General features: G+C 73.6%; 10 protein-coding genes. 6 read left to right on the top strand and 4 right to left on the bottom strand.

Features of this window, described 5'->3' with window-relative positions; genetic code table 11:
• Positions 1–68 precede the first annotated feature (68 nt).
• Positions 69–467, bottom strand: a complete 399-nt coding sequence (locus AB0K00_RS25640; RefSeq protein WP_363524381.1) for a hypothetical protein — start codon at positions 465–467, stop codon at positions 69–71.
• 136 nt (positions 468–603) lie between these two features.
• Complete coding sequence (locus AB0K00_RS25635; RefSeq protein ID WP_363524379.1) at positions 604–1,320, bottom strand: YcnI family protein; 717 nt, start codon at positions 1,318–1,320, stop codon at positions 604–606.
• 182 nt (positions 1,321–1,502) lie between these two features.
• On the opposite strand from AB0K00_RS25635, the gene AB0K00_RS25630 reads away from it, so the two are divergent.
• Both AB0K00_RS25630 and AB0K00_RS25625 read left to right on the top strand, forming a co-directional pair.
• Entirely contained in the window at positions 1,503–2,954 is a 1,452-nt protein-coding gene (locus tag AB0K00_RS25630) for a PepSY domain-containing protein (RefSeq protein WP_363524377.1), read from the top strand.
• An 87-nt stretch (positions 2,955–3,041) separates the two neighbouring features.
• Entirely contained in the window at positions 3,042–3,734 is a 693-nt protein-coding gene (locus tag AB0K00_RS25625) for a type 1 glutamine amidotransferase domain-containing protein (protein WP_363524374.1), read from the top strand.
• On the opposite strand, the gene AB0K00_RS25620 is transcribed toward AB0K00_RS25625, so the two are convergent.
• Positions 3,727–4,311, bottom strand: a complete 585-nt coding sequence (locus tag AB0K00_RS25620) for a copper resistance CopC family protein (protein WP_363524371.1) — start codon at positions 4,309–4,311, stop codon at positions 3,727–3,729. The genes AB0K00_RS25625 and AB0K00_RS25620 overlap by 8 nt on opposite strands.
• 127 nt (positions 4,312–4,438) lie before the next feature.
• Between AB0K00_RS25620 and AB0K00_RS25615 the strand changes: the two genes are divergently transcribed.
• On the top strand, positions 4,439–4,975 hold the full coding sequence (locus AB0K00_RS25615) for a copper chaperone PCu(A)C (RefSeq protein ID WP_363524368.1): 537 nt from the start codon (positions 4,439–4,441) through the stop codon (positions 4,973–4,975).
• A gap of 1 nt (position 4,976) precedes the next feature.
• Positions 4,977–6,200, top strand: coding sequence for a Dyp-type peroxidase (locus AB0K00_RS25610; RefSeq protein WP_363524366.1), 1,224 nt, complete (start codon positions 4,977–4,979; stop codon positions 6,198–6,200).
• 16 nt (positions 6,201–6,216) lie between these two features.
• On the opposite strand, the gene AB0K00_RS25605 is transcribed toward AB0K00_RS25610, so the two are convergent.
• Positions 6,217–6,972, bottom strand: coding sequence for a class I SAM-dependent methyltransferase (locus AB0K00_RS25605; protein ID WP_363524364.1), 756 nt, complete (start codon positions 6,970–6,972; stop codon positions 6,217–6,219).
• A 235-nt stretch (positions 6,973–7,207) separates the two neighbouring features.
• On the opposite strand from AB0K00_RS25605, the gene AB0K00_RS25600 reads away from it, so the two are divergent.
• On the top strand, positions 7,208–9,334 hold the full coding sequence (locus AB0K00_RS25600; RefSeq protein ID WP_363524362.1) for a GGDEF domain-containing protein: 2,127 nt from the start codon (positions 7,208–7,210) through the stop codon (positions 9,332–9,334).
• Between the two features lie 200 nt (positions 9,335–9,534).
• Positions 9,535–13,362 (top strand): S8 family serine peptidase, encoded by a 3,828-nt coding sequence (locus AB0K00_RS25595; RefSeq protein ID WP_363524360.1) that lies wholly within the window; start codon positions 9,535–9,537, stop codon positions 13,360–13,362.
• The last annotated feature ends 43 nt before the right edge of the window (positions 13,363–13,405 follow it).

The raw sequence follows: 13,405 nt of genomic DNA, 5'->3' as shown, positions 1-13,405 counted from the left end.
TTGGACATTTGGATTGTAGGACATTTGCCGGTCCTGTCCAGGGCCTGCACGGCCGCTCCGGCGCGGGTTCAGCGCACGACGAGCTGGACCAGCAGCAGGTGGTTGCCGTGGGTCTCGACCTCGAACATGCCGGTGACGTCGGCGCGGAACTCCAGCGTCGCGGCGCGGCCCGGCTCCAGGGTGAGGCGGCGGTCGTAGCCGTGGACGTGCAGCTCGTCCGGGACGTCCGAGGTGACGGTCAGCCGGATCGTGCTGCCCTTGCCGACCTCGACCCGGCCGACCGGCGGGTCGACCCGGCCGCCGCTGATCGAGACGCTGATGGACCGGTCCTGGGCCGCCGTCGAGCCGGTGCCGCCGCGGAACAGCACCACGGCGATGACGCCCGCGACGAGGAGGACGGCGACGGCGACGAGCCGGTAGACGGCGTCACGGGAGCGGGCGGGGGCGGGGGCGGCGGTGGAGGGCACGGCGGTTTCCTAACGCGAGCACGACAGGGCGGAGGCCCCGGTGCGCCGTACACCGAACGCCGATCGTCCACCCGGCCGCCGTGCCGGGAACGCGGACGGGCACAGCCTAACGGCCCGTCCGCGTCGGAGCGAGGGGTCAGCCGACGCGGCCGGCACGGCGGTACGCGAGCACCCCGGCCACCAGGCCGGCGAAGCCGAGCGCCAGGCCGAGGACGGCGAGGGTGATAGTGGTGCCGTCGCTGCCGTCGTCGTCGTTCATGGTGGCCGCGGCGTCCTGCGCGGCGGCGGTGTTCGCCGGGGCGCCGGTCGTGGCGCCGGCCTTCGTCAGCTTCAGCACCGGCGCCGGGTGCTCGGCCTCGGCGCCGGCGGCCGGCTCGTCGATCCAGCGGACCACCTCGCCGTCGGAGTAGGTCTGCAGCGCCTTGAACACGATCTGGTCCGTGGCCGGCAGCGGGCCCAGGGAGACGTCGAACTCCTGGAACTGGTGCGGCTTGATCACCGCGGCGGCGTCCGACGTCCAGGTGATCTTCGAGACGCCCTCGGTGATCTCGCCGTCGTCGGTCTTGATCGGCGTCGCGAGCTTGCTGGTCTCCGTCACCGCGGTCCAGCCGGGCACCGGTTTGATCGACACCGACGCGATCGGCTTGTCGGTCGGGATGGCGATCTCGACCTTGACGGTGTTCGCGTCGTCCTTCTCGTTCGGCACCCGGAAGCTGACCTTCGCGTAGCCGCCCTGGGTGGCGGTGCTCGGGTTCACGGTGACGTGGGCGGCGGCGGCCGCGGGTAGTGCCAGGGCCGCGACGGTGGCCGCGAGGAGCGCCGCGGCGGCCCGGGCGGCGAGGGTGAGACGCATCGATGAGGTCCTCTCGGGAACTTCGGCGGCACTGCCAACGACCAACTGACTGACGTACAAGCTAGTCCATACGAAATGCTGATTTTTCATGACGTACCGCTGGGAACTTTCCGGGCGTGAGCGACGACTACCGCAGACGAACCCCCCGTTGCCATCCGCCCGCACCGCCCGGAGGTCCCGCCGTGTCCGTCGACACCGACGTCTCACCCACCACCGAGGACGAGGCCCACAGACCGGCGGCAGCCGGCCGGACCTGGTCGATCGTGCCGCTGCTGACCCGGCTGCACTTCTACGCCGGGATCCTCGTCGCGCCGCTGCTCGCCGTCGCCGCCGTCACCGGCCTGCTGTTCGTCCTCACCCCGCAGCTCGACGGCCTCGTGTACGACAAGGAACTGCACGTCGCGACGGTCGGGCCGGGCCTGCCGAAGCCGCTGTCGGAGCAGGTCGCCGCCGCCGTCGCCGCGCACCCGACCGGCACGCTGGCGGTGGTCCAGCCGGCGGCGGCGCGGGACGCGACCACGAAGGTCGTGTTCAGCGTGCCGGAGCTGGGGGAGAAGCAGCACACGGTCTACGTGGACCCGTACACCGGCGAGGTCCGCGGGCAGCTGACCACGTGGTGGGGCTCGACCCCGTTGACGACGTGGCTGGACGACCTGCACCGCAACCTGCACCTCGGTGACGTGGGCCGGGTCTACTCCGAGACCGCCGCCAGCTGGCTGTGGGTCCTGGTGCTCGGCGGGCTGATCCTGTGGTGCAACCGGCAGTGGCGCCGCCGCGCCGACGCTCGCCGCGCCCGCAGCCGCGCGGAGGCGACCCTGCTCTACGACCTCACGGCCGCGAAGGGCGTGCGGCGCACCCGCGGCATGCACGCCGCCACCGGCGTCTGGCTCGTCGTCGGGCTGCTGTTCCTGTCCGCGACCGGTCTGACCTGGTCGCGCTGGGCGGGGGACAACTTCGGGCTGGCCCTGGACGGTCTGGACTCCCGTACCCCATCGGTGAGCACGACCGTCGGCGGTGGCGGCGCGGCACCGGGCGGGCACCACGGGGAGGCCGCTGCGAGCGCCGGCGATCCGGCGCAGATCGACGCGGTCCTGCACGTCGCCCGGGACGCCGGCCTCACCGGCGCCACGGAGATCGCGCTGCCCGCCGAGGAAGGCGCGGCGTGGACGGTCAGCCAGATCGACTACGTGTGGCCGGTCCACCTCGACCGGATCGCCGTCGACCCGATCGCCGGGACCGTCACGGACCGGTCCGACTTCGCGGACTGGCCGTTGCTCGCGCAGCTCACGAAGCTCGGCATCCAGGCACACATGGGCAAGCTGTTCGGGCCGGCCAACCAGGTCCTGCTCGCGGCGCTCGCCATCGGGCTGCTGTGCGTCATCGTGTGGGGTTACCGGATGTGGTGGCAGCGGCGCCCCACCCGCGCCGGCCGCCGGGCCGTCGCGGGACCACCGCCCGCCCGCGGTGCCTGGCGCCGGCTGCGGCTGCCGCTGCTGCTCGCCGGGATCGTGGTGGTCGCCGCGATCGGCTGGGCGCTGCCCGCGTTCGGCGTCACCCTGGTCGCGTTCCTGGTCCTCGACGTGGCGGCCGGCGCGGTGCAGCGGTCGCGCCGCAGGGCCCCGGCCGGTTCCTGACCGTGTGGTGGTGACCCCGGGCCGCCGCGGCCCGGGGTCACCCCTGGCGGATCTGGCAGCCGGCGCACCAGCGGGGACGCTTTTCCCATGGCGAGGATCCTGTTCGTGATGACCGGTGCGAGCTACTGGACGCTCAAGGACGGCACCAGGCACCCGACCGGCTACTGGGCCGAGGAGTTCGCGGCGCCGTACAGCGCGTTCGTCCGTGCCGGTCACGAGGTGGTGGTGGCCACCCCGGGCGGCGTGGTGCCGCACGTCGACGTGATGAGCCTGCGCCCCTCGATGGCGGGCAGCGAGCAGGTGGCCCTGGAGCTGGAGGGTGTCCTGCGCTCCGCCGACGAGCTGCGCCGGCCGATCGAGCTGGCGGACGCCCGCCTGGAGGACTACGACGCCGTCTACTACCCGGGCGGTCACGGCCCGATGGAGGACCTGCCGGCCGACGCCGACTCGGGGCGGCTGCTGACCGCCGCCCTCGACTCGGGCAAGCCCCTGGCGATCGTCTGCCACGCACCGGCCGCCATGCTCGCCACCCGGCACAAGGGCGTCTCACCCTTCGTGGGGTACCGGGTCACGGCCTTCACGAACGACGAGGAGGAGGCCGTCGGGCTGGCCGCCGGGGCGCGGTGGCTGCTCGAGGACGAACTGGACGCCCTGGGCGTCGAGTTCACCCGCGGCGAGGTCTGGAAGCCGTTCACGGTCGTGGATCGCAACCTCTACACGGGCCAGAACCCCGCGTCCGCCGCGCCGCTGGCGCAGCAGCTGCTCGACGTGCTCAAGTAGTGCGGCGGCGCCACCAGAAGGCGCCGCCCGCCAGGACCAGCACGACCGCGACGCCGCCGAGGACCAGCCACAGCACGCCGCCGTCGCCGCCCTCGTCCAGGATCGGGTCGGCGGCGGCGGTCAGTGCGGTGCTCGACGGCTCCGCGGCCGCGGCGCTCGTGGCCGGCGGAGCGCTGGACGGGGCCGCGCTCGTCGGGGCGGGCGCGGCGTTGGTGAAGGTGAACTGGCCCTCGATCGGGTGACCGTCGACGGAGACGGTCCGCCACACCACCTTGATCGCCCCACCCGGCAACGGTTTCACCGGCTGGGTGAGGGTCTTGTCGACCGACTTCGGCGCGCCGTCGCTGTAGGAGACGCCGTCGGCGCCGGTGACCACGACGGTGCTGAACTGCTGCTTCACCATCTCGGTGAAGGTGAACGTCACCGCCGCGAGCGGGGCGCTGACGGTGGCGCCGCCGGCGGGGTCACTCTTGACCAGCTTCGCGTGCGCCCAGGCGGGCTGGGCCGGCAGCAGCGTCACCAGGAGGGCCGCCGCGGCGGCGGCGAGGGTCGCGCGGAGCGTCACGTGCAGTCGCATGCACCAATCCTGGACCCTGTGCCGCACCGCCCGCCGCACCGGGGTCCGACGCAAAGACGACGGAACTTTCCCGGCGCGGCGCCCGACTACCTCGTGGCAAGATCTCCCTCGAGGTGAAGGACCGCTGATGTCGTTGCGCAACCATGGACTGCTCGCCGCCGGCGCTGTGCTGGTGCTCGCCCTGGCCGCGGCCTGCGGGTCGGACGCGTCGCCGGCCACCACGCCGGCGGCGGGTGCGAGCGCGGGTCAACCGGCGCTCGTGGTGCAGGATCCGTGGGTGAAGACGGCGAAGTCCGGGATGTCCGCCGCGTATGGCACCGTCGTGAACCCCACCGGCAAGGACGTCGTGGTCGTGTCGGCGGCGTCGGCGGTGTCGCCGAAGATCGAACTGCACGAAACCACCACTGTCGACGGGAAGATGGCGATGCGGCCGAAACAGGGCGGTTTTGTCGTGCCCGCCAACGGTTCCCACGAGTTCAAGCCCGGCGGTGACCACTTCATGCTGATGGACGTCACCACCGAGGTGAAGGCGGGCGACCAGGTGACGTTCACGTTGACGTTGCAGGACGGCGGCACGGTGCGGTTCACCGCGCTGGGCAAGGACTTCGCCGGCGGCAACGAGTCCTACCTGCCGGGGACGCCGAGCCCGATGACGATGGGCTGACATGGCCGACCAGGAGCGAGGGCCGATCAGCAGGCGGACGCTGCTGGCCGGCGGCGCGTTGGCGGTGGGCGGCGCGATGGCCGTCGCCGCGGTCGCCCGCGACGACGACGGTGCCTGCACCGGCGTCGCATCGCAGTCCACAGTGGACTACGGCGGTCTGATGGTGCCGTTCCACGGCCCGCACCAGGCGGGGATCGCGACCCCGGCGCAGGCGCACGCCGCGTTCGTCGCCCTCGACCTCGCCGCCGGCGTGGACCGGGCCGCGCTGCGCCGGCTCATGCTGCTGCTGTCCGACGACGCGGCCCGGCTCACCCAGGGCCGCGCGCCGCTCGCCGACGGCCAGCCGGAGCTCGCGCGGGTGCCGGCCCGGCTCACCGTCACCTTCGGGTTCGGGCCGCGGCTGTTCGACGTTGCCGGGCTCGCCGAGCAGCGGCCGGCGACGCTGCAGCAGCTGCCGGCGTTCGCGATCGACAAGCTGCAACCGCGCTGGTGCGGCGGGGACCTGCTGCTGCAGATCTGCGCCGACGACCCGCTCACCGTCACCCACGCCCAGCGGATGCTGGTCAAGGACAGCCGGTCGTTCGCCGCCGTGCGGTGGGCGCAGCGCGGCTTCCGCCGGGGCCGCGGCATGCAGGACGACGGGGTGACCCAGCGCAACGTGCTCGGCCAGCTCGACGGCACCGGCAACCCCACACCCGGCGGCGGGGTGTTCGACGGTGCCGTGTGGACCGACAGCGGACCGCAGTGGCTGCACGGCGGGACGACGCTCGTGCTGCGCCGCATCCGCGCCGAACTGGAGACGTGGGACGCCGCGGACACCACCGGCAAGGAGTTCGCGGTCGGCCGCCGGCTGTCCGACGGCGCGCCGCTGACCGGCCGGCACGAGCAGGACCTGCCGGACTTCGCCGCGAAGAACGCCCTCGGGCTGCCGGTCATCTCGGAGTTCTCGCACGTCGCCCGCGCGCACGTGACCGGCGACCGGCAGCGGATCTTCCGCCGCCCGTACAACTACGACGAGGCACCCGGCGCGGACGGCACCGCCGACTGCGGGCTGATCTTCGCGTCGTTCCAGCGCGACGTGGGCGGCCAGTTCCTGCCGATCCAGCGCAACCTCGCCGAGGCGGACCTGCTCAACGAGTGGATCACCCCGATCGGGTCGGCGGTGTTCGCGGTCCCGCCGGGCTGCGAGCCCGGCGGCTGGATCGGTGAGGGCCTGCTCGGCTGACAGGTCGCGCGGCGGGTCAGCGGACGGCGGCGACCGCGGCGTCCGCGCCGCCGCGCCAGATCGTGCCGACCTCGCCGAAGCCCGCGCCGCGCAGCGCCTCCAGGTGCCAGGAGACCGGCGGGAGCCACTCCGCGGTGTGCCCGTCCGGGTAGAGATCCCGCCGCCGGGTGACGAGCGGGGCGAGTGCCGGGTCGGCGTCGACGTGGTCCCACCAGTTGCGCCAGGACAGCACCGCCCCGGCGGCGTAGCGGGCGTCGCGCTGCCGGTCGGCGCGGGCGGTCAGTCGGGCGGTCAGCTCGGGCAGCGTGTCGTCCGGCATGTGGTCGGCGTTGACGAAGATGCCGCCGTCGCGCAGCACGGCATGGATCTCGCGGTACAGCCCGCTGAGCCGCTCGGCGGGCAGCCAGTGCAGGGCCGTGGCGGTGAGCACCGCGTCGAAGCCGCCCGGCAGTGACTCCTGCCAGTCGGGCCGGCGCAGGTCCGCGGTCACGATCCTGGCCCGTGCGTGCAGCGACGCCTCGGCGATCGCGAGCAGCACCGGATCGAGGTCGAGCACGGTCACGTCGGCGGCGGGGAACCGGTCGAGCGCCCGCAGCGTGATCGTGCCGGTTCCGCCGGCCAGGTCGAGGATCCGCGGCGCCGCGGTGCCGGTGGCGGCTTCGACGGCGTCGAGCATCGCCGCCAGCCGGTGCTCACGATCGGGAAGGTACGCCTCCTGCTGGCGATCCCAGCTCTCCTGCCACGCCCGCGCATCCGTGATGTAAGGACCCATGTGGTTGAGGGTAGTTACGAGGGCAGCGCTGGGCAAGGGGCTACGGTGGGGGGTGAGCACGGTCGTGCGCCGCCGGTCCGCTGCTCATGATCGGGTGATCTTCAGGTTGCCTGGGCCGTGCAACCTGAGGTTCTGGGTGCTGGTGGTGCAACTCTGGATCTTGCCGGCCCGCCGAAGGCGGCGGGGAACACGAATCCGGCGGCGATTCGTGCCGATACGGAGGCTGGAGGTGCGCATGGGTAGTGGTCCGGTGGTCGGGGTGCTGTCGCCGTTCGTCGGCGGCGCCTACTACGGCACGATCCTCGCCGGGATCAGCGCCGCCGCCGCCACGGCCGGCAGCCGGACCGTCGCGGTGCAGACCCTGGACGCCGCCGCCGACATGGCGGTCAACGGCGGCACGCCGACGTTCACCGCCCCGGTCGCGTGGGACCACATCGACGGGTTCGTGGTCCTCGCCGACGCGATCACCGACGCGTACCTCGAACGCCTGCGCGCCGCCGGGAAACCCGTCGTGCTGCTCGGGCACAACGCCGGTCGCCCCGACCTCCCGGCGGTCGTCGCCGACAACGGCGCCGGGACCCGCGCGACGGTCGAGCACCTGATCGAGCACGGGCACCGCAGGATCGCCTTCACCGGATACGTCGCGGTCTCCGACGTCGCCGAACGGCACCGCGCCTACACCGAGACCCTCCGCGCCCACGGCATCGAACCGGACCCCGCGCTGTTCCTGCCCGCCGTGGACAACCTGGAGAGCGGCGTCGCCTGGGCCACCCCTACGGCGCTGCGCGACCTGGACGCGACCGCGATCGTGGCGGCCACCGACCGCAACGCCATCGGGCTGCTGCGCGCCATGGCCGCCGCCGGGCTGAGCTGCCCCGGCGACGTCGCGCTCACCGGCTTCGACGACATGGAGGTCGCCGCCTACCTCGGGCCGGCCCTGGCCAGCGTCCGGCAACCCCTCGAGGTGATGGCCGCCAAGGCGGTCGAGCTGCTGCTGCAGGCCGTCGCCGGTGTCCCGGTCCCGGCCGGCGACCGGCGCGTCCCCACGGTCTTCGTCTCCCGCGCGTCCTGCGGCTGCTCCGATGCGCGGCTGCGGCTGCCACCGGCCGAGGCCGCGGCCGGCCCGGACCGGCTCAGTGAACGCCTCGCGGCGCTGCTGCCGCCCGGCGCGGTGCGCACCGGCGAGCACCTCGCGGTCCTCGCCAAGGCCGTCGACGCCGTGGTCGACGTCGCCGCGGCCGCCGTCGCCGGCCGCACCCCGGACCACGCCGGCGCGTCCGCGGCCCTGCTGACCCTGTACGCGCTGCAGGCACAGCCGGAAGGGCTGCGGATCGTGGCCCGCGCCGTGCAGGAGTACACCCAGCAGATCCCGGCCGGCGACGTCGCGGCCGCCCGCCGCCTCGACGGCTGCGTGCAGGAGCTCATCCTCGCCGTGGTCCGGGTCCGGCAGGTGGCCAACTTCGGCGACCGTTGGCGGTTGCGCTCGACCATCAGCGCGCACTACGACCTGTCCATGGCGCTGCTGTACAACCGGCGCTCCGACCCCCGCGACCTCAGCTGGCTCGCGGTCACCCCGGCGAACGCCGGCTCGCTCGGCCTGTGGCGCGGCGACGGCCGCCTCGAGGTCCCCGCCGGCTGGCGCCGGCTGCCGGGACCGCCGATCTCCTCGGGCGAGCTCGCGGTCAGCGCCTTCCCGCCGCCAGAGCTCATCGCCGCCGTCGGCCCAGGGGAGACCGCGTTCGTGGTGCCGGCGAAGGTCCACGCCAGCGACCGCGGGCTGCTCGCCGTCGTCGGCGTCGTGGAGAGCCAGGTCGAGGACGGCCGCGAACTGGTCAACCAGTGCGCGGCGCTGCTCACCGTCGGCCTCGACCTGCGCGAGCAGGAGCAACGCCTGCGCCGGGCGGCGCTGTCGGACACCCTGACCGGCCTGCCGAACCGGGCCGCGCTGGTGGAGACCCTGGAACGGGCGGTGCGCGCCCCCGGTCGTCGCTTCGCCGTGCTGTTCCTGGACCTCGACGGCTTCAAACAGGTCAACGACCGCCTCGGCCACGCCGCCGGCGACGACCTGCTCGTGTACGTGGCGGAACGGATCCGCCGCTCGCTGCGCGCCGGTGACATGGCGGCCCGCTTCGGTGGCGACGAGTTCGTGGTGTTCCTCGCCGAGGTCGGCTCGCACGAACAGCTGACCCGGATCGCGGCGCGGTTGAAGGCGTCGATCGTCGCGCCGTACACCGTCGGCGGGACCGTCGTCACGGTCGGCGTCAGCATCGGCTGCACGCCGTGCGGCGACAGCACCAGCGCCGACGAGATCCTCTCCGCCGCGGACGCCGCCATGTACCGGGAGAAGATCGGCAGCCGCTGAGCCGTCGACGGCCCGGCTGACCGTCGCGAACCCGCTGGAGCCGGTCACCGCGACGATGAGACCCGGCGCCCGGCGCGGGATCCGTCGGGGTTCGGACCCGGCGACGGTCCGTGTATCACCCGGTCCGGCCCTGCCTCTTCGTTGTTGCCCAGCGGGGACGGCGCTGGCGCGTCCTGCCGAAAGCAAGAGGGGGAACGGACATGGCTGAACGGTATGTCATCGTGCACCGCACCGAGGCCGACCGGCCGGTGGTCGAGGCCGACGGCGTCGACGTGGTGAGCGCGTTGGACCGCGGGTTCGTCGTCGACGCCGATGCGGGTCAGGTCGAGCGCCTGGAGGGGGACGGGTGGCGCGTCAAGGCCGTCCGCGACCCGCACACGATCCGGCTCTTCACCTACGAGATCGACACCGCCGGAGGGGAGCCACCTTCGACGCCGCCGGGGTTCGCGCCCGTCGAGGCGGGTGGTGGGGTCAACCACCTGGTGCAGTTCGTCGGGCCGGTGCAGGAGTCGTGGCTGGCGACCCTCGCCGAGCGCGGCATCCGGCTCGTCGAGGCCGTCGGCCAGCACGCGGCCTACGTGCGCGCCGACGCCGAGACCGTGGCAACCGCGGTGGCGCTGCCGTTCGTCGAGTGGACGGGTCCGCTCGCGCCCGCCCTCAAGGTCAACCCTGACCTGCTGGGCGGCAATCCCGAGGTCGGCACCGATCGCGGCCTCGGACCCGTCGAGGCGGTCGACATCGGGGTCCTCGCCGAGGGCGACGTCGACGGCGTCGCGACGCTGGTGATCTCGCTCGGCGGGACCGTGCTCGCGATCGCGCCCGAGTCATCCGACGCGTTCCGCAGCGTCACCGCGCGGGTGCCCACCGAGGCGCTGCCGGCGATCGCCGGGCGCGACGACGTGCGCTGGATCGACGCCGTGCACGCACCCGCACTGGAAGACGAGCGCAGCTCGCAGATCGTGTTCGAGGACCTCGACGCGACGGCGCCGCCGAGCACGCTGCCGAACACCGGGTACGCCGCGAACCTGACGGGTCTCGGCGTCGACGGCACCGGCGTCACGATCGCGGTGTGCGACACCGGCATCGACACCAACAACCCGATGACCGTCCACGCCGATCTCGCCGGGCGCCTGGCGTTCGTCGTCGACTCCGCGGGCGCGGCCGTCGCCGGCGCCGACACCGACGGGCACGGCACGCACGTCACCGGCATCGCCGCCGGCGACGGCGGTTCGGGTGCGGTCGACCCGCAGGGGTTCCTGCTCGGGCAGGGCGTGGCACCGGGAGCCACCGTGGGCCTCGTCGAGCTCGGTGGCACGGTCGCGGCCCGGGTGCGCCAGTCGGCGCTGCAGGGCGGCGACGTCATGAACAACTCGTGGGCGATGAACGGCGCCACCTACTCCGCCGACGACCGCACCGTCGACCTGGGCGTCCGCGACGCCGACGCGACCGCGACCGACCAGACGCCGCTCGTCATCGTCTTCTCGGCGGGCAACAGCGGGTCGGGTGCCGGCACGGTCACGAAGAACCCGAAGAACGCGATCCTCGTGGGCAACTCGCTCAACGCGCGGCCGGGCGAGATGACCGCGAACGACGACATCCGCGGACTCGCGACGTCCTCGTCGCGCGGCCCCGCGGCCGACGGCCGGATGCTGCCGACGGTCGTCGCGCCGGGCACCGACATCATCTCCACCTACAGCCCGGTCGGCTTCCGCAGCGGGCCCTACACCGACACCGGCGGCACGCTGCACCCGGTGCACGCGCCGATGACGGGGACGTCGATGGCATCGCCGCACGTCGCCGGCACCGCCGCGCTGCTGATCGACTGGTGGCGGCAGACCCGCAACGGCAGGACGCCGAGCCCGGCGCTCGTCAAGGCGCTGCTGGTCTCCAGCACCGAACCGGTCGCGGGTGGCACGGACGGCGCCGGCGGCACGATCGCCGCCGGCCCGAACAACGCCGTGGGCTGGGGCCGCGTCTCGATCGGCAACGCGCTGCTGCAGGCACCCGACGCCGACCGCGGGCCGAAGGTCTTCGTCGACCAGCGGCAGGCGTTCACGGCGACGGGGCAGGAGTACACGGTCCGCGTGGCCGTCGCCGACGCGGCGCTGCCGCTGCGCGTCGCGCTGTCGTGGTCGGACGCCGCGGGCGCCGTCGGCGCGAACCCGGCGCTGGTGAACGACCTCGACCTGGAGGTGCGGCACGTCGGCACCGGCCAGCTGTTCCGCGGCAACGTGTTCGCGGGCGCGTTCTCGACGACGGGCGGCGTCGCCGACGACCTCAACACCACCGAGGTCGCCGTCATCCAGAACCCCACCGGCGACTACGAGATCACCGTCGTCGCGGCCAACATCGCGGCGTCCGCCCGCACCGACATCGCCGGACCGTGGCAGGACTTCGCGCTCGTCATCGACAACGCGGAGCTGCCGGCCGCCGACCCGGTGCGGGTCGTCACGGTGCTCGACCGGTCGGGCTCGATGCAGGCCTTCGGGTACATCGACATCACCCGCCAGACGTCGCGCCAGTTCATCGACCTCATGCGGGTCGACGACGCCGTCGGGGTCGTCAGCTTCGGCGACTCCGGCGACGAGGAGTACCCGGGAACGGGCGCGCCGCAGCTGATCGTGGGCCAGCCGACCAAGGACGCCGCGACCGCCGCGGTCGACGGGATCGGGTTCGGCGGCTGCACGTTCATGGGCGCCGGCATCCAGGCGGCGGGCGGCATGCTCGCCGGCGCCGGATCGCGCCGCGCGATGGTCCTGCTGTCCGACGGCTACGACAACAAGGGCTGCGACGAGGGCAACCCGGCCAGGCCGTGGGCGGTCGACGCCGCCGCGGCACTGCCCGCGGACCTGCCGATCCACAGCTGCGCGATGGGCCCGGCCTCGGATCAGACCCGGCTCGCGCAGCTGGCCGACGACACCGACGGCCGGTACTACTTCATGCCGACGATCGACGACCTCTTCGAGATCTACAACTACATCCGGGGCCGGGTGACCGGTGACGGCGTCATCGTCAACGAGTCGTCGACCGCATCGGTGTCGCAGGTGTCCGGCTGGGTCGACGGGTGCGCCGACGCGGTGCTGTTCACCGTCGCCTGGCACGACACGTCGCTGCGGTACGTGCCACGCGACCCGAAGGGCCCGGGCGAGATCGCGGTGCGACTGCGCTCACCGGGCGGCCGCTGGCTGCCCCGCTCGGCGACCGAGTTCCTGCGCAACGCCGGCGACGGCTACGTGAGCTTCACGATCCACGACCCGCAGCCGGGCCTGTGGACCGTCGAGGTCGCCACCGACCGCCAGCAGCACACGCCGTACACCGTCGGCGGTTTCGTCCACTCACCGCTCACGCTGAAGCTGGACGTGCCGACCCTCGTGCGGGTCGGCGACGTCATCGGCGTGCGGGCGTCGGTCGGCGACCCTCGCGGCGGCATCAACGGCGTCAAGGTGCGGGCCACGGTCGCGGCTCCCGCCGCGTCGAACGCGGACCTCATCGACAGGTTCCGGGACCGGCTCGCCGACATCAAGCTGCCCCGGGCGTTCCTCGCCGACGGCAAACCCGACCAGGCCCGCGCCCAGCTCGCGCAGCTCGTGCTGCTGCGGGACCAGCTGGTGGCCGACGCGGGTGACGACATCCTCGCGCCGCGAATCGACCCGCTCGCCCTCGGCGCGACGACACTCAAGCCCACGCGTCCGACGCGGTCCGGGGCCGTGCGCGCACCCGAGGCCTCGACGGTCGTCGTCGTCGGCGGCGGTACGGGGCAGGGCGGCGTCGTGGTCGGCACCGGCACCGGCGGCAGGGCGGGCGGCTCGGTCATCGTGAACCCCGGCCGCATCGGGGTGATCGACCCGCGGCTCGTGCTGCGCCCGAAGCAGGCCGGCGTCCTCACGGGCCGCTACGCGCGGACGGAGATCCCGGGCAGCTACTCCGTCGCCGTCACCGCGACCGGGTTCAGCCCGACCTGCAACACCCGGTTCGTCCGCATGGACCTCGCCAGCGTCGCGGTCGTCACGGCCGCCGACAAGGGGTAGCGCCACAGGCGCGGCGACGGCACCCGCCGGGCAATGCGGATGC

This window comes from Dactylosporangium sp. NPDC049525 (assembly GCF_040676755.1).
GTDB lineage: Bacteria > Actinomycetota > Actinomycetes > Mycobacteriales > Micromonosporaceae > Dactylosporangium.
This window is presented reverse-complemented; position numbering and strand designations above follow the sequence as displayed.